The 23146-nt window shown below is 72.4% G+C and carries 3 protein-coding genes; all 3 read left to right on the top strand.

The genetic code is table 11. The features are described 5' to 3' along the window. Nucleotides 1–690, top strand: a complete 690-nt coding sequence (locus RT655_RS17775) for a DUF6118 family protein (protein ID WP_313539411.1) — start codon at nt 1–3, stop codon at nt 688–690. 395 nt (nt 691–1085) lie between these two features. Beyond that, the gene (locus RT655_RS17770) at nt 1086–1928 is read left to right on the top strand and encodes a SapC family protein (RefSeq protein WP_313539408.1); all 843 of its coding nucleotides are present in this window, start codon (nt 1086–1088) and stop codon (nt 1926–1928) included. Nucleotides 1929–2124: 196 nt separating this feature from the next. Further along, the gene (locus RT655_RS17765; RefSeq protein ID WP_313539405.1) at nt 2125–23100 is read left to right on the top strand and encodes an autotransporter outer membrane beta-barrel domain-containing protein; all 20976 of its coding nucleotides are present in this window, start codon (nt 2125–2127) and stop codon (nt 23098–23100) included. The last annotated feature ends 46 nt before the right edge of the window (nt 23101–23146 follow it).

The following is a 23146-nucleotide window of genomic DNA, read 5'->3' as shown; positions in this document are numbered from 1 at the left end:
ATGGGTATCCACGAGCCTACCGCTGAAGCAGACCAGACCGTCCAGGCGTTCAACGACATGTCGCGCAAGCTGGCCGGGCTGACTGCTGCGGTTGATGGCTTCGTGGCCCGGCAACAGGAACTGCACGCGCGCGACTACGGGCCGGATCTGGAGAAGATCCGCGACGGCTACGACAAGGTGTGCGGCGCGATCAACATCCTCGCCAAGCGCCCGGCAATGACGCTAACGCCGCAGGATATAGCGAAGCAGATTGAAGCTGCTGGCACGCAGGAGCGTGCGGATGATCATCGGGCGTGGACGGGCGCCAGCCACGCCCTTGCCAACATGGTACAGGAGCTGAAGGGGATGGTCGCGTCGGCCCGTTCCGCGGAGACCCAGCAGCTGTGGATCGCGGGGGCAGCCGCTTTGGCACTAGTGATAGGCTTCGCGTTTGGCACTGTTGTGCCACCGGTTATCGCCCAACTCGCGCCCGAGAGCTGGCATTGGCCAGAGGGGCGGGCTGCAGCAATGCTCAGGCGCACGCCCTGGGACGCGGGTGTTCGACTAATTCAGGTTGCCAACCCGCAGCAGGCGCGGGCGTTGGCCGACGCCGCTCAGCTCACGAAGGACAATGCGGATGTGCTTACAGCATGCCGGAAACGTGCAGAGCAGCTCAGTGCTCCAGTAAAGTGCTCCATCCAGATTTACTAAGCGAAGATCGATTGAGGCGGTCTTGATTGCCGCCAGGTGCAATGCCAGGCTTCCTCAATTGGAATCGCGCTATGCCGTGGCAGCGGAGTGCGCGCGGAGCACGCCTTCCGGCGTCACGCTGACCTCGCGGATGTCCCCGCTCGATGAAGCCAGCAGTTCACGGTTGCTCGCGTGCGGCCCACTTTCTATTCCGCTGCCGCAGGCATGCACGAGGTCTACGGAGTGCAAATGCTAATCCCTTCAAAGGCATAAAAACGAGAACTTTCAAAAAGTTTTCGCCGATTTAACCATAAGGTCAGCGGGGCGCCTAAAATGGGGGGAGCAGGGTTTACGGGTCTCGCAGCGCCTCCATGGCTCCGACGCGATCAGGGGACTGCCGCCGTCCAGTTGCGATCATGGGCCGCCAGCACGCGATCGCAGGCTTTGAGCTGGAAAAAGGATCAAGAGCCGGGGTTCCGATGAAAAGTGCTACCAAGACGAAGAAGCTGCAGACTGAAGAGCAGGGCGCGCAGGTGAATGGCGCTATGCCACTTTACGATGCTCCCCAGGCCGTGCACAGCGTTACACATCGGGAAGTTTCGGTTCGCACGGGCGAGGGTACGTTCACGTTCGCAGAAAAGGCGCCGATCATCGAAGTGACTGTCGATGAGTTTGAACGCGCCAGCCTCGACTTTCCCATTGTATTTGTTGGTGAGGCCCTCCAGCCGTTTGCCGTCATGGGTCTTGAAGCAGATAAAAACCAGTTCGTGAGCGCGGGGGGCTATCGTCCGGGCGTGTACGTTCCTGCTTATCTGCGTCGCTATCCGTTCGTGTTTGCACGGGATGAGGGCAGTGAAGCCCTGATCCTCTGCCTCGACCATGCTTCGGATCGTGTGGTGAAGGCAGGTGATACGGGGGCCATGCCGCTGTTCGACGGCGACGAGCCGACCGCGCTTACCCGTCAGGCAATCCAGTTTTGCGAGAACTATGAAGCGGCGCGTGCGCGCACGTCGGTTCTCGTCGGGCTGCTGCGCGAGCTCGATCTGCTTGCGGCGCGTCAGGCGACCCGTGAGGGTGCCGAAGGCGAGGGAGCTACGCTGCTGCTCGAATATCAAACGATCGATGTGGCGAAGCTTGATGCGCTGGACGCGGATGGCTTTCAGCGGCTGCGTGCAGCCGGTGCGCTACCGGCGATCTATGCACAGCTTGCCTCCCAGGCCAATTGGCAGGTGCTCGCGGTGACCCGCCCGGCAGCCTGAAGCGCGATCGGAACTTTACCTTCTGCGGATCAGCGCCGCAGCTGTTATTAATTCTATAAAGCATTGAGAACTCGAGATTTACGCCGCGCGTGCAACGCGCGCGGCGTAGCCGAGACGATCTAGGCGTGTGCGTGGTCGCCCCGTCGGGGATGGCCTGTGCCCTCATGGGCCGCGCCCGCCGAGTTGGGGGAATACCGTGGTAGCAGTAGTTGGTGGGTCGTCCGAAGCGCTCTTCGGACGTACGGCGGTCGTCAAGTCTTGGCGCTCGGGCACGTCGGTCGCAGCCGTTGCGGCGGCCCTCATGTTGAGCGGCTATGCATCGGCTCCTGCCGCAGCGGCGCAGTCGACGCCCACGCCGTCTCCAGCACCGACGCCAACACCTGCGCCGCCTCCCGCGATCGTGCTGCCGCCGGTCGGATCGCAGGTGCTTAATCCGGCTACTGGACTCTACGAGACCGTCACCGAAGTCCAGCCGCCGATGATGGTGACGACGGACCAGAACAACGTGATCGTCGTCGCGAATCAGGTCGGCCAGACGTTCAGCGTCACCGACGACAGCGGCACCACCAACTACACCGTCACGGCCGTGACGCTCGACAGCAACGGCCGCACCACCGCCGTGGACCTCACCAACGCAGCCGACGGCAACGTCAGCAAGACCGATATCGTGACGTCCATCGCGCCTGCGACCGACGCGACAAGCGCGAATCCGGTCAGCTTTCCCTCCGGTGGCACCGGCGAGCACCTGTATCGGTACGTCTCCCGCGGCGGCAATGGCGGCAACGGCCATATCGGCGCGCTGTTCATCAAGGCCGGCAACGGCGGCGGGGGCGCAAACGGCGGCGCGGTCAACCAGACGCTGAATACGAGCTACGGGGACATCGTCTCGCATAGCGACAACACCGCCGGCGTGATCGTCCAGAGCATCGGCGGCGATGGCGGCAAGGGCGGCAACGGCTATCTCGGATCGAACGGCGGCCGCGGCGGGACGGCCGGCGTGGGCGGCAATGTCGATTTCACCAGCAACGCCAAGGTCACCACCGACGGCACCAAGAGCTACGGCATCCTTGTCACGAGCTCGAGCGGCAAGGGCGGCAACGGCGGCAGCGGCTTCCTGTCGAGCGGCGGCAGCGGCGGCGGTTCGCCGGGGCGCGGCGGCAATGCGACGGCAACCAATAACGGCCAGGTCGCCACGGCAGGCGACGGCTCGGTCGGCATCTACGCACAGAGCCTGGGTGGCTCCGCCGGCAACGGCGGCGGCAGCCTGGGCATCGTCGCGTCGGCAGGCGGCGGCAGCTTCGGTGGCATTGGCGGCAACGCCCAGGTCAATCAGAACGGCGCGGTCCAGACGAGCGGCGTCGGTTCGCACGGCGTTTACGCACAATCCATCGGAGGCTCGGGCGGCGACGGCGGCGGCGGCGGCGGCCTGTTCGCCAGCGGCAGCAACGGCGGCGCGGGCGGTGCCGGCGGCACGGCCATCATCACGGCCGGCAGCAGCTCCTCGACCTGGACCCAGGGCGATTATTCGCACGGCCTGTTCGCGCAATCGGTGGGCGGCGGCGGCGGCAATGGCGGTGTCACCGCCGGGGCCATCGCGCTTGGCAGCACCGGCAGCCAGGGCAGCAACGCGGGGACGGTGAGCATTACCGCCGCAGACGGCGCTTATGTTCAGACCGACGGCCTGGGTTCCTACGGGATCATGGCGCAGTCGATCGGCGGCGGCGGCGGCAGCGCCGGCGTCACCGCCGGGCTCGCGAGCCTCGGCGGCGGCGGCGCAGGCGGCGGCAATGGTGGCACCGTGACGGTTAATACCGGCGCGACGATCGTCACCAATGGCATCGACGGCAAGGGCATCTTCGCGCAGTCGGTCGGCGGTGGCGGCGGGTCCGCATCGGGCACGGGCGGCCTCGTATCGCTGGGTGGTTCCGGAGCCGGGGGCGGCGATGGCGGTAGCGTCAACGTGACGCAATCCGGCGCCGGATCGATCACCACCAACAAGGACTGGGCCGACGCAGTCTTCGCGCAGTCGGTGGGTGGCGGCGGCGGCAACGGCTCGGGCGCGGCAGGCCTTGCTGCACTAGGCGGCAGCGGCGGCAGCGGCGGACGCGGCGGCCTTGTTTCGGTGTCCAACGCCGGGGAACTGCGTACACGCGGCAACGACGCGCGCGGCATCTTCGCGCAATCGGTTGGCGGCGGCGGCGGCAACGGCGGCAGCGGTGGTGGGATCGTCGGCATTGGCGGCAGTGGCGCGGGCACCAGCCCGGGCGGCACGGTCGCCGTCAACAACTCCGGCGCGATCTTCACGCGCGGCATCAATTCCACCGGCATCGTCGCGCAGTCGATCGGCGGCGGCGGCGGCAATGGCGGCACCTCGTCGGGTCTAATTTCGATCGGCGGCAGCGGCGGCGGCGGCGGTGCGGGCGGCGCGGTCAGCGTGGCAAACAGCGGCACGATCACCACCAGCGGCAAGAACGCGCTTGGCATCATCGCCCAGTCCGTGGGCGGCGGCGGCGGCAATGGCGGCACCAGCGGCGGCGTGCTCGCGATCGGCGGCGCAGGCGGCGACGGTGGCGTCGGCGGCAAGGTCAACGTCAACCAGACCGGTCTCGTCTCGACCTCGGGCGACGACGCGATCGGCATTTTCGCACAGTCGATCGGCGGCGGCGGCGGCAACGGCGGCGGCGCCGTTTCGGCCGGTGCTTTCGTCAGCGCGGCCTTTGGTGGTTCCGGCGGCGGCGGTGGCGCGGCAGGTGCGGTCTGCGTCAACACGGACCCCAGCTGCTCAGTCGCTTCCTCCAGCGCGGGCGCGGCTTATATCCAGACGTTTGGCGACCGTTCGACCGGCCTGTTCGCCCAGTCGGTGGGTGGCGGCGGCGGTAATGGCGGCTTCGCAATTTCGTCCTCGGTTGGAATCGGCGCATCGGCGTCGATGTCGTTCGGCGGTTCCGGCGGCGCGGGCGGCAGCGCCGACAAGGTGGTGATCGGCCTGCAGGGCACGATCTCGACCGAAGGCAAGCTCTCCAACGGCATCTTCGCGAGCTCGGTAGGCGGCGGCGGCGGCAATGGCGGCTTCTCGGTCGCCGCGAATGCGTCGCTCGGCGGCGCGATGACGATGAGCTATGGCGGTGCCGGCGGCGTCGGCGGTGCCGGCAATCTGGTGACGATCAACAGCTCGACCGACATCACCACGGGCGACGATCAGTCGCGCGGCATCTTCGCCCAGTCGGTGGGCGGCGGCGGCGGCAATGGCGGCTTTGCTGCCAGCGCCGGCCTGGGGGGCCTGGGTGCGGTCACCAGCACCTTCGGCGGCGTCGGCGGTGCCGGATCGGACGGTGCGGCCGTCAACGTCGCCTCGGTCGGTACGATCGCTACCAAGGGCTCGCAGTCCGACGCGATCTTCGCCGAGAGCATCGGCGGGGGCGGCGGCAATGGCGGCTTTGCAGTTGGCCTGGCGGGCGGCGGCGTTGCCGGCGCGGCCTTCACCTTTGGCGGTGGCGGCGGCAATGGCGGCAAGGCCGGCATCGTCACGGTCTCGTCCCAAGGCCCATTGTCCACCGACGGGCTCGACGCCAAGGGTATCTTCGCCCAGTCGGTAGGCGGCGGCGGCGGTAATGGCGGCTTCGCGGTCTCCGCGGCAGGCGGCGGCGCCGGCGGTATTTCGGCCGCGTTCGGCGGCAGCGGCGCCAATGGCGGCAGCGGCGCGGCGGTGATCGTCGGCAACAATGGCGGCATCCACACCAATGGAAGCCTGTCCTACGGCATTCTCGCCCAGTCGGTCGGCGGCGGCGGCGGCAATGGCGGTTTTGCCGCCAGCCTTGCCGGCGGCGGCATCGGCGCGGCGGCGCTTGCGATGGGCGGTAGCGGTGCCAATGGCGGCCGCGGCGACACCGTACGGGTGGATTCGGCGGGCAGCATTGCGACGAACGGCGTCTCGGCGGCCGGCATTCTTGCGCAGTCGGTAGGCGGCGGCGGCGGCAATGGCGGCATGGCGCTTTCGGCCAGCGGCGGCTGGGCTGGCGGCGTCTCGCTCGCGTTCGGCGGCGGCGGCGGCAATGGTGGGTCGGCGAGCGCAGTCACGCTAAACAGCCAGGGCGACGTCACGACGAACGGGGCCAGCTCGCAGGGGCTTTTCGCCCAGTCGCTGGGCGGCGGCGGTGGCAATGGCGGCGGCACGATCACCGCCGCGGGCGGTCAGGGCGGCGGCGCCGCGCTGAGCTTCGGCGGTTCGGGCGGCAATGGCGGCGCGGCCGGCGCAGTCGCGCTCGCCTCGACGGGCAACATCAAGACAAACGGCGCCAATGCCGATGCGATCTTCGCGCAGTCGCTGGGCGGCGGCGGCGGCAATGGCGGCTTTGCTATCTCGATCGCGGGGGGCCAATTCGGCGCCCTTAGCGCTTCGATGGGCGGCAAGGGCGGTGCGGGCGGCACCGCTTCGAACGTCGGCGTGCAGTCCGCCGGCGACCTCTCCTCGTCCGGCGACTTCGCCACCGGCGTGCGTGCGCAGTCGATCGGTGGCGGCGGCGGCAATGGCGGCTTCGCGATCAGCGCCTCGGGCGCGCAGTTCGGCGCGGTGTCGCTGAGCTTTGGCGGATCGGGCGGCAGCGGCGGCACGGCGGGCAACGTAACGCTCGCTTCGACCGGCGTGGTCCAGACCGACGGCAGCAATGCGCAGGGCCTGTTCGCCCAGTCGGTCGGCGGCGGCGGCGGCAATGGCGGTTTCTCGGTCAGCGCGTCGGGCGCGCAATATGGCGCGGCGTCGCTCAGCTTCGGCGGATCGGCCGGCAATGGCGCACGTGCGGGCAGCGCAAGCCTGACCAATAGCGGTGGCATCCTCACGCGTGGCGACTTCAGCGCAGGCGCGCAGGTTCAGTCGATTGGTGGTGGCGGCGGCAATGGCGGCTGGTCGGCAAGTGCTGCCGGCGGCCAATATGGCGCGGTGGGCCTTGCCTTTGGCGGCGCGGGCGGCGGCGGCGGCGCGGCGGGCAATGTCAGCCTCGCTTCGATCGGCCCAATCGGCACGATGGGCGCGCAGTCGAACGGCCTGTTCGCGCAGTCGATCGGCGGCGGCGGCGGCAATGGCGGCTTCGCGGCAAGCGCGGCGGGCGCCCAATATGGCGCGGCGTCGCTTTCCTTCGGCGGCGGTGCCGGCAGGGGCAGCGACGCGGGCAGCGTCATCCTCACCAACAGCGGCGCGATCCAGACCTTGGGCGCGCTCTCCAACGGTATTCTCGCCCAGTCGCTCGGCGGCGGCGGCGGCAACGGCGGCTTCTCGGTCGCGATCTCCGGGGCGCAATATGCGGCGCCGGCGCTCGCACTGGGCGGTGCCGGCGGCAATGGCGGCAAGGGCAGCGCAGTTTCGGTCGATTCGACCGGCGCGATCCAGACCGCGGGCGCCATGGCCTATGGTATCCTCGCCCAGTCGCTGGGCGGCGGCGGCGGCAATGGCGGATTTGCGATCTCCGGCTCGCTGACGGCGAGCGGCAACGGCCTGTCCGCGGCGATCGCAGTCGGCGGCAAGGGCGGCCTGGGCGCGACTGCGGGCAATGTCCATCTGGGCAGCACCGGCGATATCGTGACCAGCGGCGCGGCGGCGGTCGGCCTGTTCGCCCAGTCGGTCGGCGGCGGCGGCGGCAATGGCGGTTTCGCCGGCGCGCTTTCGGCGTCGCAGGGCAATGCGGTGGGCGTCGGGATCGGCGGTTCTGGCGGCAGCGGCAATGCGGCGGGCAATGTCCAGCTCGCCTCGATCGGGAATGTCGCCACCTTCGGCGACAACGCGGCCGGCATCCAGGCCCAGTCGATCGGGGGCGGTGGCGGCAATGGCGGTTTCAGTCTGACGCTCAGCGCGACGATGAAGGGCCAGTCGATCGGCCGCAACGAAGGCGGCACTGGCGGCAGCGGCGGCATGGCCGGTACGGTTGATCTTGCCAGCACGGGCACGGTGCAGACCAGCGGCAACCTCTCCAACGGCATCTTCGCCCAGTCGGTGGGCGGCGGCGGCGGCTCGGGCGGCTTCTCGGTTGCGCTCGGCGTCTCGATGAAGGGCAGCGCCGATACCCAGGGCATCGGCGGCAATGGTGGCAGCGGCAATGACGCCGCGGCGGTGACCGTGCAGGCCGACACCGGGGCGACCCCGGCGATCGCCGGCTATTCGGTGGTTACGCGCGGTGTAGGTGCCAATGGCATCTTCGCCCAGTCGGTGGGCGGCGGCGGCGGTTCGGGTGGCTTCGCGGTGGGCGGCGCCTTCTCGGCCGATGACGATGCGACCTCGAACCAGGTCGGCGGCGGCGGCGGCGCGGCGGGCAATGCCTCGACCGTGAGCGTGAGCAACACCGGCCAGATCGCGACCGTGGGCGCGACGGCAAACGGCATCTTCGCCCAGTCGGTGGGCGGCGGTGGCGGCAATGGCGGCTTTGCCGTCGGCGCCGCGGTTTCGATCAAGAAGAATGCGAGCTCCTCGGTGGGCGGCGGCGCCGGCGGTGCTGCGGGCCAGGCGGATGCGGTGCAGGTCGACACGACCGGTCTGATCACCACGCTGGGCGATGCGGCCAACGGCGTGCTCGCGCAGTCGGTGGGCGGCGGCGGCGGTTCGGGTGGTTTCACCGTGAGCGCGTCGTTCAGCTCCGAAGGCGATGCCGCGAGCGACAGCGTCGGCGGTGGCGGCGGCTCGGGCGGCGATGCCGGCAGCGTCACGGTCTCTGCGCGGAACGGCATCACCACCAAGGGCAAGAATGCGAACGGCGTCTTCGCCCAGTCGGTGGGCGGCGGCGGCGGCTCGGGCGGTTTTGCGGTCGGCGCGGGCTTCTCGGTCAAGGGCAATTCGGAATCCAAGGTCGGCGGCGGCGCGGGCTCGCTCGGCGGCGTTGCCGGCGACGTTCGCGTCACCACCAGCGGCGCGATCTCTACCGACGGCGCAACCGCCAACGGCATCTTCGCGCAGTCGATCGGCGGCGGTGGCGGCAATGGTGGCTTCGCCGTCGGCCTCGGCTTCTCCAGCCAGGGCGACACGACCTCGTCATCCGTCGGCGGTGCCGGCGGCGGCGGCTCGATCGCGGGCGCGGTTCAGGTCGATGCGGCGAGCGACATCCACACCCGCGGCGCGGCCGCGAACGGCGTGCTTGCCCAGTCGATCGGCGGCGGCGGCGGTACCGGCGGGTTCAGTGCGGGCGCCGGCATCTCGCTGGAAGGCAAGGCGGAATCCTCGGTCGGCGGCGGCGGTGGCGGTACCGGTTCGGATGCCGGCAACGTTGCGGTGCGGGGCGCGGGCGTGATACTCACCGAGGGCGCGGACGCGAACGGCGTGTTCGCCCAGTCGGTGGGCGGCGGCGGCGGCAGCGGCGGCTTCTCGGTCGGCGCGGCCTTCTCGACCAAGAATGAATCGGCGAGCGACAGCGTCGGCGGCAATGGCGGCGGCGCCGGCAATGCCGGCACGGTACTGGTCGATCTCAGCGGCGCTATCGGCACCAGCGGCGCGAATGCGGCGGGCATCCTCGCCCAGTCGATCGGCGGCGGCGGCGGCAAGGGCGGTTTTGCGGTCGGCTTTGGCGCGTCGCTCGAGGGCGATACCAAGTCGTCGGTCGGCGGCGGCGGCGGCGGCACCGCCGGTAACGGCGCGAACGTCACCGTCGCGCAGGCCGGCACGATCGTGACCGGCGGCGACGATGCGGCGGGCGTGTTCGCTCAGTCGGTCGGCGGCGGCGGCGGTTCGGGCGGCTTCTCGGTCGGCGCAGGCTTCAGCTCCAAGGGCGGCGCGGCGTCGAGCAGCGTCGGCGGTGCGGGTGCGGGCGGCGGCGATGCCGGCGACGTCTCCGTCACGGTCAATGGCGATATCGGCACCAGCGGACGCCTGTCGCACGGCATCTTCGCCCAGTCCGTGGGCGGCGGCGGCGGCAACGGCGGCTTCTCGGTCGGCGCGGGCTTCAGCCTCGAGGGCGATTCCAGCTCCTCGGTCGGCGGCGGCGCGGGCGGCGGCGGCGGCAATGCCGGCGCGGTCGACGTGGCCGGCAGCGGCGTGATCGTCACCAAGGGCAGCTCGGCCAATGGCGTGTTCGCCCAGTCGGTGGGCGGCGGCGGCGGTTCGGGCGGCTTCGCGGTCGGCGCGGACTTCTCGTCCAAGGGATCGGCGGCGAACGAGACGACCGGCGGCAGCGGCGGTGCCGGTGGGCGCGGCAGCACCGTCACGATCGATCGCAGCGGCGGCATCTCGACGCTGGGCGACAGCGCCAACGGCATCTTCGCCCAATCGGTGGGCGGCGGCGGCGGCAAGGGCGGCTTCGCGGTCGGCCTGGGCTTCAGCCTCGAAAGCGACGCGGAATCCAAGGTCGGCGGGGGCGGCGGCGGTGCCGGCAACACTGCGGCGGCCGTTTCGGTCACGCAGAACGGCGCGATCCTCACCAGCGGCGTCAGCGCCAACGGCATCTTCGCCCAGTCGGTGGGCGGCGGCGGCGGCTCGGGCGGCTTCTCGGTCGGCGCGGCCTTCTCGTCCAAGGGCGCTGCCTCCAGCAGCAGCGTCGGTGGCGAAGGCGGTATCGGCGGCACCTCGGGTGACGTGACCGTCGTGCAGTCCGGCGACATCGCCACGGTGGGCGTGCTCGCCAACGCGATCCTCGCCCAGTCGATCGGCGGCGGCGGCGGCTCGGGCGGCTTTGCCGTCGGTCTTGGCGCCGCGATCAGCGGCGCAGCGGAATCGACGGTCGGCGGCGGCGGTGGCGGCACCGGCGGCGATTCGGGCGCGGTCAGCGTCACCGCGAACGGCGTGTTCACCACCAAGGGCTTCAACGCGGCTGGCATCTTTGCCCAGTCGGTGGGTGGTGGCGGCGGCGTCGGCGGCTTCGCCGTGGGCGCAGGCCTCTCTTCCGACGGCGGTGCGGCGAGCGCGAGCGTCGGTGGCGCCGGCGGCGCGGGCGGCAGCGCCTCCAGCGTCACGATCGGACACACGGGCGGCATTCGCACCGAAGGCGTGCAGGCCAACGGCATCTTCGCCCAATCGGTGGGCGGCGGCGGCGGCGTCGGCGGCTTCGCGGTCGGCGCGGGGGCGTCGCTCAAGGCCGATGCCAAATCGAGCGTCGGCGGCGGCGCCGGCGGTGCGGCGGGCAGCGCTTCGGACGTGACCGTTACCCAGAAGGGCGTCGTCGTCACCAAGGGGGATAGCGCCAATGGCGTGCTCGCCCAGTCGGTGGGCGGCGGCGGCGGCGTCGGCGGCTTCTCGGTCTCGGCGGCGCTGTCGTCGGATGGCGGCGCGTCTTCGGATTCGACCGGCGGGGCCGGCGGTTCGTCGGGCAATGCCGGCAAGGTCGAGGTCAGCGTCGAAGGCGACATCCAGACGGACGGCGCCCATGCACGCGGCGTGTTCGCCCAGTCGGTGGGCGGCGGCGGCGGTGCCGGCGGCTTCGCGGTCGGTGCGGGTGCCTCGGTCTCCGGCGACGCCAGCTCGGCGACCGGCGGCGGCGCCGGCGGTTCCTCGGGCAATGCCGACTCCGTTGCGGTGTCGGTGACCGGTGACATCATCACCAAGGGGCTGGCCTCTAGCGCGATCATCGCCCAGTCGGTGGGCGGCGGCGGCGGTGCTGGCGGCTTCGCGGTCGGCGCAGCGCTGTCCTCGCAGGGCGGCACCTCGTCGGAAAGCACGGGCGGCGGCGGCGGCTCGGCTGGCAACGCCGGCGCGGTGGCGGTGACCCACACCGGCGGCATCGAGACCTTCGGCGACCAGTCGGGCGCGCTGCTGGCGCAGTCGATCGGCGGCGGCGGCGGTTCGGGCGGCTTCGGCGTGGGCGGTGCGCTCAGCGTCAAGGGCGCGGCCAATTCCAGCGTCGGCGGCGGCGCGGGCGGCTCGGCGGGCGACGCCGATACGGTCGCGGTCGAAAATACCGGCGACATTCGCACGCACGGCGCAAACGCGGCGGCAGTCACCGCGCAGTCGATCGGCGGCGGCGGCGGCCAGGGCGGCTTCTCCGTCTCGGCCGGCGCAGCGCTGGCCGGCGCGGACGCGGTATCCAGCTCGACCGGCGGCGCCGGCGGCTCGGCCGGCAAGGGCGAGGCGGTTACCGTCACCCAGCTGGGCAATATCGAAGTGCTCGGCGATCACAGCCGCGGCATCGTCGCCCAGTCGATCGGCGGCGGCGGCGGCGCGGGCGGCTTCTCGGTCACCGGCGCGATCGCGACCAAGGGTTCGGGCGCTTCGGACAGCGTCGGCGGCAGCGGCGGCGCGGGCAATGCGGCCGGCGCGGTCTCGGTCACCGCGCGCGGCGAGATCCTGACGCGCGGCGACGCCTCCAACGCGGTGCTGGCGCAGTCGATCGGCGGCGGCGGCGGTGCGGGCGGCTTCTCGGGCAGCCTGTCGGCAGCGGCGGGCGGCGGCTCGGCGAACAGTTCGGTCGGCGGCAATGGCGGCATCGGATCCGATGCGGGCGCCGTGTCGCTGGTGCTCAGCGGCGCGATCGGCACGCTCGGCAACAATTCGGCGGCGGTGGTCGCCCAGTCGATCGGCGGCGGCGGCGGTGTCGGCGGCTTCGCGATCGGCGCATCCTTCGCGTCGAACGGCGCGGGCGCGTCCGACGTGACCGGTGGTGCCGGTGGCGATGGCGGCGTGGGTGCCGATGTCTCGGTGCAGAACAGCGCGCTGGTGCAGACGCACGGCGCCCTTTCCGCGGGCATTCTCGCCCAGTCGGTGGGCGGCGGCGGCGGCGCAGGCGGCTTCGCGGCCTCCGGCACGCTGGCGCTCGGCGAGAACGCCGCGTCCAGCGCCACGGGCGGTGCGGGCGGTACCGGCCAGAATGCCGGCAAGGTCACGGTGATGAACGCCGGATCGGTCTACACCTTCGCGGCGGCCTCGAACGGCATCGTCGCGCAGTCGATCGGCGGCGGCGGCGGGCAGGGCGGCTTTGCCGGCTCGTTCACCATCTCCTCGACCAGCAAGGCGGTAAACAACAGCCTGGGCGGCGCCGGCGGCGTCGGCGGCGACGCGTCGGCGGTCAAGGTCGTCAATAATGGCGACGTGCTGGTGAACGGCGATCGTTCGGTGGCGATCATCGCCCAGTCGATCGGCGGCGGCGGCGGTGCGGGCGGCTTCTCGCTCGGCGCGGGCGCCTCGAAGGCGGCGGCGGCCAGCGACACGGTTGGCGGTTCGGGCGGCGCGGGCGGCAACGCCGGCGCGGTGGAAGTGGCGAACGGTGCGATTGGCACGGTCGTGACCACCGGGCGCTTCGGCTATGCGGTATTCGCCCAATCGATCGGTGGCGGCGGCGGTGCCGGCGGCTTCGCGGCGGGCGGTGCCCTGTCGCTGAACGACGGCGCGAAGTCCGCCATCGGCGGCGGCGCCGGCGGTGCGGCCGGCAACGGCAACGACGTCAGCGTCAACAACTATAGCGGCATCCAGACGAGCGGCATCGGCGCGACGGCGGTGTTCGCCCAATCGATCGGCGGCGGCGGCGGCGCGGGCGGCTTCGCGGCCGGCGGCGGCATCGGCGGGGGCACGGCCTCGACCCTTTCCAACGCGATCGGCGGCGGTGCGGGCAGCGGCGGCTCGGCGGGCAAGGTGTCGCTGGTCAACGACGGCACGATCCTCACCGAGGGCGCGAACGCCACGGCGGTGCTGCTCCAGTCGATCGGCGGCGGCGGCGGCAAGGGCGCCTTCGCGGTCGGCGGCGCACTTTCCAAGGGAGGCGCGGCGAGCGACAATGTCGGCGGCGACGGCGGCGCGGCGGGTTCGGCGGGCGACGTGACGCTCACCAACACCGCGGCCTCGACGATCGTGACGCACGGCGCGATGGCGATCGCCATCCAGGCGCAGTCGATCGGAGGCGGCGGCGGTGCCGGCGGCTTCTCGGTCGGCGCTGGGCTGGCACTCGACGGCAAGGCAAGTTCCAAGGTTGGCGCAGGCTCGGGCGGCGCGGGCGGTTCGTCCGGCGCGGTGACGATCACCAATGCCGGTGCCGTGGGCACCGAAGGCGACAATGCGCTGGCGATCCTGGCCCAGTCGGTCGGCGGCGGCGGCGGCAGCGGCGGCTTCGCGGTCTCGGGCGGTCTCACCGCCAAGGGCGGCGCGGCGAGCAATGCGATCGGCGGCAGCGGTGCCGGTGGCGGCACCGGCGGTCTCGTCGCGATCAGCAATGCCGGCATCGTCCAGACGCTGGGCGCCAATGCGACGGCGGTTTTCGCCCAGTCGGTAGGCGGCGGCGGCGGCGTCGGCGGCTTCTCAGCCGGTGCGGCCGGCGGCAAGGCCGATGCGGCCTCGAACCTGGTCGGCGGCGATGGCGGCGCGGCGGGTGCCGGCGGCGACGTGACGATCGACAATGCCGCAGGCGGCACGATCCAGACGGCGGGCGCCTTCTCCAATGCACTCTATGCCCAGTCGATCGGTGGCGGTGGCGGTGCCGGCGGCTTCGCGGCCGGCGGCGCGCTAGGCCTTGACGGCGACGTCAAGTCGGGCGTCGGCGCGGGTGCCGGTGGCGGCGGTGGTGCGGGCGGCGCGATCGCCATCACCAATGGCGGTTCCTTGCTGACGGCCGGCGACAACGCGATGGCGGTGTTCGCCCAGTCGGTGGGCGGCGGCGGCGGCCATGGCGGCTTCGCGGTCGGCGGAGGCATCAGCGCGCAGGGCGGCGTGGCCTCCGACTCGGTCGGCGGCGCGGGCGCCGGCGCCGGCAGCGGCGGCGTGGTGTCGGTCAGCTCGACCGGCTCGATCGGTACCCAGGGCGCCAACGCGACGGCGATCTTCGCCCAGTCGATCGGCGGCGGCGGCGGTGCCGGCGGCTTCTCGGTCGGCGCGGCGGGTGCCAAGACCGACAGCGCCTCGAGCGCGGTCGGCGGCACCGGCGGTGGCGGCGGCGCGGGCGGCGATGTGACGGTGGCCAACGGCACCGGCACGATCACCACCGCGGGCGCGCTGGCGTACGGCGTCTATGCGCAGTCGGTCGGCGGCGGCGGCGGCAAGGGCGGCTTCGCGGCCGGCGGCGCCATCGGCCTGACCGGCGATGCGGAATCGAGCGTCGGCGGCGGAGTCGGCGCAGGCGGCGGTGCAGGCGGCCTCGTGTCGCTCGACAATCAGGGCACGATCGCCACCAGCGGCATCGGTGCGATGGCGGTGTTCGCCCAGTCCGTGGGCGGCGGCGGCGGTGCCGGCGGCTTCGCGGCGGGCGCAGGCCTGGCCGCGCAGGGCGGCTCGGCTTCCGACGCGGTCGGCGGTTCGGGTGGCGCTGGCGGCGCCGGTGGCAAGGTCAGCATCACCACCAACGGCCATGTCCAGACCGAGGGCGCGAATACCGGCGCGATCTTCGCCCAGTCGGTGGGCGGCGGCGGCGGCAAGGGCGGCTTTGCCGTGGGCGCGAGCGCGTCCCAGGCGAAGAGCGCCTCCTCGCAGGTCGGCGGCTCGGGCGGTGCTGGCGGTGACGGCGGCGATGTGACAATCGCCAATGGCAGCACCGGCTCGGTCGCGACGCTGGGGGCACTGTCCTACGCGGTGTTCGCCCAGTCGGTCGGCGGCGGCGGCGGTGCGGGCGGCTTTACCGCCGGTGGCGCGCTGGCGCTGGAAGGCGACGCCACGTCGACGATCGGTGCCGGTTCCGGCGCCGGCGGCGGCAAGGGCGGCCTGGTGTCGGTCCACAGCGACGGTTCGATCGGCACGGCCGGTGACGGCGCGGTAGCAGTGTTTGCCCAGTCGGTGGGTGGCGGCGGCGGTGCCGGTGGCTTCGCGGCCGGCGGCGGCCTTACCCTCAAGGGCGCGGCCGCGTCGCAGACGATCGGCGGGGCCGGTGGTGCCGGTGGCGCGGGCGGCCTGGTCGACATCACCAATGGCGGCCAGGTGCAGACCGAAGGCGCCAATGCGACGGCGATCTTCGCGCAGTCGGTCGGCGGCGGCGGCGGCAAGGGCGGCTTCTCGGTCGGCGCGGCCGGCGGCGAGGCCGGTGCCGTGTCGAACGTAGTCGGCGGCTCGGGTGGCAGTGGCGGCGACGGCGGCGCGGTGACGCTCGCCAATGCGGCCGGTGGCGCCGTGGTGACCAAGGGTACGATGGCGTTCGCGGTGTTCGTGCAGTCGGTGGGCGGCGGCGGTGGCGCCGGTGGCTTCACGGCTGGCGGAGCGCTGGCGGCGAGCGGCGACGTGACGTCGACGATCGGCGCGGGCAGCGGTGCCGGCGGCGGCATCGGTGGCGCGGTGACACTGTCGAGCCTGGGTGCGATCGGTACGCTCGGCGACGGATCGGTGGGCGTGTTCGCCCAGTCCGTCGGTGGCGGCGGCGGCGCCGGTGGCTTCGCGGCCGGTGGCGGCCTCACGGCCAAGGGTAGCGCGGCCTCCGAGACGATCGGCGGCGCCGGCGGTGCTGGCGGCGCGGGTGGCGTGGTCGGCATCACCAATGGTGGCGTGGTCCAGACCGAAGGCGCCAATGCGATGGCGATCTTCGCCCAGTCGGTGGGCGGCGGAGGCGGCAAGGGTGGCTTCTCGGTCGGCGCTGCCGGCGGTGAGGCCGGTGCGGCCTCCAGCGTGGTCGGCGGTGAAGGCGGCGCGGGCGGCGATGGCGGCGCGGTGTCGCTCGCCAACGCGATCGGCGGCCAGGTTCTGACCAAGGGCGCCATGTCCTTCGCGGTGTTCGCGCAGTCGGTCGGCGGCGGCGGCGGTGCGGGCGGCTTCACGGCCGGCGGCGCGCTGACGGTGAGCGGCGACGCGACCTCGACCATCGGTGCGGGCAAGGGTGCCGGCGGCGGCATCGGCGGCGCGGTGACGCTGTCGAGCCTCGGCACGATCGCCACGGTGGGTGACGGATCGGTGGCGGTGTTCGCCCAGTCGGTGGGTGGCGGCGGCGGTGCCGGTGGCTTCGCGGCCGGCGGCGGCCTTACCCTCAAGGGCGCGGCCGCGTCGCAGACGATCGGCGGGGCCGGTGGTGCCGGTGGCGCCGGCGGCCTGGTCGACATCACCAATGGCGGCATGATCCAGACCGAAGGCGCCAATGCGACGGCGATCTTCGCGCAGTCGGTCGGCGGCGGTGGCGGCAAGGGCGGCTTCTCGGTCGGCGCGGCCGGTGGCGAGGCCGGTGCCGTGTCGAATGTGGTCGGCGGCTCGGGCGACAAGGGCGGCGATGGCGGGGCGGTGACGCTCGCCAATGCGGCTGGCGGTTCGGTGCTGACCAAGGGCAGCATGGCGTTCGCGGTGTTCGCCCAGTCGGTGGGCGGCGGCGGTGGCGCCGGTGGCTTCACGGCCGGCGGTGCGCTGGCGGCAAGCGGCGACGCGACGTCGACGATCGGTGCCGGTAGCGGTGCCGGCGGCGGCATCGGCGGCGCGGTGACGCTGTCGAGCCTCGGCGCGATCGGCACGCTCGGCGACGGATCGGTGGGCGTGTTCGCCCAGTCGATCGGTGGCGGCGGCGGTGCTGGTGGCTTCGCGGCCGGTGGCGGCCTCACGGCCAAGGGCGGTGCGGCCTCCGAGACGATCGGCGGCGCAGGCGGCGCCGGCGGTGCCGGTGGCGTGATCGACATCACCAATGGCGGCCTGGTCCAGACCGAGGGCGCCAACGCCACCGCGATCTTCGCCCAGTCGGTGGGCGGCGGCGGCGGCAAGGGTGGCTTCTCGGTCGGTGCGGCCGGTGGCCAGACCGGCGCGGCCTCCAGCGTGGTCGGCGGTGAAGGTGGCGCGGGCGGCGATGGCGGCGCAGTGTCGCTCGCCAACGCGGCCGGCGGCCAGGTGCTGACCAAGGGCGCGCTCGCGTACGCCGTCTTCGCCCAGTCGGTGGGCGCGGGCGGCGGCCAGGGCGGCTTCGCGGCCGGCGGCGCGCTGACGGTGAGCGGCGATACCACGTCTTCGGTCGGTGCGGGCACGGGTGCCGGCGGCGGCATTGGCGGCGCGGTGGCGCTCTCCAATCTCGGCACGATCGGCACCATCGGTGACGGATCGCTGGCGGTATTCGCCCAATCGGTGGGCGGCGGCGGCGGTGCCGGCGGCTTCGCGGCTGGCGGCGGGATCACGGCCGAAGGCGGCGCGACCTCGGACAGCATCGGCGGTGCCGGTGGCGCGGGTGGTGCCGGCGGCGCGATCACGCTCGACAATGGCGGCCTGATCGCCACGACCGGCGCCAACGCGACGGCATTGTTCGCCCAGTCGGTGGGCGGCGGCGGCGGTACCGGCGGCTTCGCGGTCGGCGGCACGGGCTCGCGGCTGGGTGCGGCGTCGCAGGTGCTGGGTGGCACCGGCGGGGACGGCGGGCTCGGCGGCGACATCACCATCACCAACAGCGCAGCCGGCGCGATCCAGACCCAGGGTGCGCTCGCCTATGCGGTGTTCGCCCAGTCGGTGGGCGGTGGCGGCGGCAAGGGCGGCTTCGCGGCCGGCGGTGCCGTGGCGGTGGACGGCGATGTGACTTCGTCCGTCGGTGCGGGAGCCGGCGGCGGCGGTGGCCAGGGCGGCACGATCCGCCTGACCAACGACGGTTCCATCGAGACGCTCGGCGCGGGCGCGATCGCCGTGTTCGCCCAGTCGGTGGGCGGCGGCGGCGGTGCCGGCGGCTTTGCCGGCAACCTGACCGGCTCGGGCGGCAGCAGCTTCGCCTCGACGATCGGTGCGGCCGGCGGCAGCGCCAGCGTCGGCGGCGCGCTGACCCTGGCCAACACCGGCCAGATCCATGCGGCGGGCGACAACGGCGCGGGCGTGTTCGCCCAGTCGATCGGCGGCGGCGGCGGTGCCGGCGGCTTCGCCCTCTCGGCAAGCGGTGGCGTCTCCAGCGTGTCCAACACGCTGGGCGGGGCCGGCGGCGCGGGCGGCGATGGCGGCGCGATCAGCCTCACCAATGCCAAGGGCGCGACGGTCATCGTCGATGGCCAGCTGGCGTACGGCGTGTTCGCGCAGTCGGTCGGCGGCGGCGGCGGCAAGGGTGGCTTCGCCATCGGCGGCGCGCTCTCGGCCGGCGGTGCGGTCGAGCAGCGCCTCGGCGCCGGTGCGGGTGCAGGTGGCGGCAATGGCGGGCTGCTCACGCTCGCCAATGCGGGCAACGTGCTCGCCAAGGGCCTGGGTTCGGTCGCGGTGTTCGCCCAGTCGGTGGGCGGCGGCGGCGGTGCCGGCGGCTTCGCCGGTGGCCTCACCGTCGGCAGCGGCGGGTCGATCGCCCAGAGCGTCGGCGGTGCGGGTGCCGGTGGCGGCAACGGCGGCGCAATCCGGCTTGACAATAGCGGCGTGGTACAGGTGCTCGGCGCCAATTCGATGGGCGTGTTCGCCCAGTCGATCGGCGGCGGCGGCGGCCTGGGTGGCCTGTCGGTCGCCGGTTCGGGCAGCGGCGGTTCGACCACGGCGAGCAGCCTGGGCGGCAGCGGCGGCGCGGGCGGCGACGGCGGCACGATCACGATCGCCAATAGCGGCGTGATCAATGCCAAGGGCGACCTGTCCTACGGCGTGTTCGCCCAGTCGGTGGGCGGCGGCGGCGGTGTGGCCGGCATGGCAGTGGCGGGCGCGCTCGGCACCGGCGCCGGCGGCCTCACCTCGGCGGTCGGCGGCAGCGGCGGCGACGGCGGCAATGGCGGCGTCATCACCGTCACCAACAGCGGCGACATCGTCGTCGAGGGGGCGGCCTCGGTGGGCGTGCTTGCCCAGTCGATCGGCGGCGGCGGCGGTGCCGGCGGCTTTTCGGGGGCGCTCGGCGTCTCCGGCGGTACGCTCGGCAACAAGGTCGGCAGCACCGGCGGCAAGGGTGGCGACGGCGGCGACGTCACGGTCACCTCGATCGGCAATATCGTCACGCTCAAGGACGACTCGGTGGGCGTGCTCGCCCAGTCGATCGCGGGCGGCGGCGGCCAGTCGGCCTTCGCCATCTCGGCCCAGGCCGGGCGGTTCGACAATGTCGACCTGCGCCTCGGTGCCCAGGCGGACGGCATTGCCGGCAAGCAGGGCAAGGTGGTCGTCAACCTCTCCGGCGGCGCAATCCAGAGCGCGGGTGCGCTGTCCTATGGCGTGCTGGCGCAGGCGATCGGCGGCGGCGGCGGCAATGCGGCCATCTCCGTGCCGGATCCGCTGGAAGTCGGCGCGGGCGGTCTCACGCTCGCGCTCGGTAGCGACGGCGCGGTCACCGGTGACGGCAATGTCGTCCAGGTCACCAACGCCAACGCGATCCTGACGCTGGGTGCCGGCGCCGTTGGCTTCTCGGCCCAGTCAATCGGCGGCGGCGGCGGCATGGAAGGCGTGACCGGCGACGTCCATCTGGGCGCCGGCGACGCAATCTGGGCCACCCGCATCGGCGCCAGCGGCGCGGCGGCGGGCAACGGCCAGGCCGTGACCATCGCCAACACCGCGGCGATCGCGACCAAGGGCAACAGCGCCATCGGCCTGCTCGCCCAGTCGATCGGCGGTGGCGGCGGCGACGGCATGCTTGCGGTCGGCAAGGCCGATGGCGCACTCAATGCGCTGTCGCTCCAGGTCGGCGGTTCGCAGCGTGCGGCGGCGAATGGCGGCGACGTGACCTTCACCACCGCGACCGGCGCGATCCAGACCGAAGGCAAGCTCGCCTCGGGCCTGGTCGTCCAGTCGATCGGCGGCGGCGGCGGCGTCACCGGCTTCACCTCGGAAATGGGCGCCAAGATCGGGGCGGGCGGCATCACGCTGGCGGCCGGCGGCGCGTCGGGCAATGGCGGCAACATCACGCTGACGCAGAAGGCCAATGTCATCACGACGGGGGCGGGCGCCAACGGCGTGGTGCTCCAGTCGATCGGCGGCGGCGGCGGCTATGCCGGCATCGACAATGCCGGCGGCACCGGCGCGCTCAGCGGGCTGCGGCTCGGCGGCGGCAATGGTTCGGGCGGCGCGATCGACTTCACCCTCGACGCGAACATCCAGACCAGCGGGATCGGCGCGGCGGGCCTTGTCGTCCAGTCGATCGGCGGCGGCGGCGGCTTCGTCAGCAGCGTCGGCGCGGCGGTGGCGGCACCGCTCGTCACTGGCGCGGCGAACGGCGCGAGCGGCAATGGCGGCGCGATCAAGCTCGTCACCAACGGCACGATCCGCACCACCGGTGCAGGCGCCACGGCGCTGATCGTCCAGTCGATCGGCGGCGGCGGCGGGGCTGCGGTGGCGGTGGATGCCGCCGGCGTGCCCCAGGCGATCACCACCCAGCCGTTTGCGCGGCCGGTGGCGAATGGTCAGGCGGCGCAGGACGGGATCCGGGCGCTGGCAACCGCACAGGCGATCGGTGGCACCGGCGACGGTGGCGCCATGGATATCACCATCGGCGCAGCGGTGCTCGCCACCGGCGCCAACGCCAACGGCGTGGTGATCCAGTCGATCGGCGGCGGCGGTGCCAATGGCGGCGACAGCCTCGGCACGCTCCAGGGCAATGGTGCAGGCGCACCGGCGAAGCTGACGGTCAACGCCGATATCGGCGCGACCGGGGCCGGCGGCACGGCGCTGAAGGTGGAAAGCTCGGGCGGCACCGGTGCGGCGCCGGTCGTGCTCGACATCGGCGCGGTGAAGCTTGTCGGCGGCACCGGCGGCCATGCGCTGTTGCTGCTCGGCGGCGGGGACAACAGCATCCGCACGGCCGGCACGCTTTCCACGGCGGACGGCAAGAGCGGCATGGTGATCTTCGCCGAGGGCGGCAACAACCGCATCGTCAATGCCGGCGTCATCCAGGGCTCGGTCGATCTTGGTGCAGGCAACAACAGCTTCACCAACGTCGAAGGGGGCGTGTTCCTGGCGGGTCCGACGGTGAACGTGGGAGCGGGCAGCTTCCTCAACTCCGGCGTGATCAATCCGGGCACGATGGGGGATGTTGCCGATCTGGCGATCAGCGGCGGCCTGACGCTGGCGTCGACCAGCATCTTCAATGCAGATGTCGACTTCAAGACGAACACCGCCGACCATCTCTCGGTCACGGGCGCGGCGGTGCTCAACGGCACGGTGATGCTGAACCTGCAGAACTTCGGCTTTGCGGCGACCGGCAGCCACGACATGGCGCTGATCGATGCAGCGGGCAGCGTGATCGGCGGGCAAAGCGTGAAGCTGGTGGCGCCGAACTCGGCGATCGCCAAGTTCGAGCTCGCCTATCCGACGGCCAACCGCCAGGCGCTGCGCACCACCATCGATTTCGCTCCGGCAGGGCTCTCCGCCCGGCAGGCGCAGATCGGCGGCGTGCTCAACCGCATCCAGGCGACGCCGACCGCGGCCTTCGCACCGACGGCGGAGGCGCTGTTCGCGCTGCCGACCGTCGCGTCGCTGGCACCGATCTACGACAGCCTGACCGGCGAGGGCACCACGGCGGCACAGACCGCCGCACTGGCCGGGATCGCAGGCGCACACGAACTGGCCGATGGCCAGGTCAGCATGCGCGTCGGTCCGTTCGCGGCGCCGTATCGCTCGGAGCGGCTGGGGGCACTGTGGATCGCGATGAAGGGCGGCAACCAGCACCAGAACGGCACCCAGGGCGCGCACGACATGCGCGGCCATGGGCTGGCGGTGCAGGGCGGCTGGGACTATCGCCCTTCGGCGGATACGCTGGTGGGTGCCACCCTGGGCTATGACCGCGAGACGTTCGCCGTCTCCGCGCTCAGCACCTCGGGCCGGGCAGCGGTGGTCAGCGGCGGCGTCTATGCCGGCTATGCACCGGGCGCGTGGACGCTCAGCGGCTCGCTGCTCTACAGCGGTGTCGATGCGCGCCACACCCGGTTCCTGTCGGCACCGGGCAAGGGCAGCCTCAACGCCTATGGCGACTACGAGATGCATGCCTGGTCCAGCCGGGTGCAACTGGGTCGTCACTTCGGGGCGGGGCCGGTGCAGTTCCAGCCCTATGGTGCGGTGGAGTACACCCGCCTGAAGCTGCCGGCGTACAGCGAGACGTCCGGCGTCGCCGGCGGCGGTGCGGGTGCCTTCGGCCTTGCGTTCGCCGAGAAGCAGCTGAACCGTACGCGCACCTTCCTGGGCACGAACGTTTCGGGCCAGGCGCAGCTGTCCAACCAGCTCACCCTGGTGACGACGCTGCGCGGCGCCTGGGTGCATGATTTCGATCCGGCACGGACGGTACGGGCGAGCTTCGCCAACGCCGCCAACGAATGGTTCGAGACCAGCGGTGCGGCGGCCCGCAAGAACACCGGCCAGCTGGACCTTCGCGCCGCGCTGCGCAGCCAACGCCTGGAATTCCAGGCTGGCGGCGGCGTCAAGTTCGGCCAGGGCTATCGCGACCTCAGTGCCACCGCCGGCATCCGGATCCGCATGTGATGCGGATCCGTCGCCAGATCCTCCTCTCATCCTGCAATCACGAAGC

The organism is Sphingomonas sp. (assembly GCF_032114135.1).
Taxonomy (GTDB): Bacteria; Pseudomonadota; Alphaproteobacteria; order Sphingomonadales; family Sphingomonadaceae; genus Sphingomonas.
Note: the sequence above shows the minus strand (reverse complement) of the source record. Positions and strands in the feature narration are given on the sequence as shown.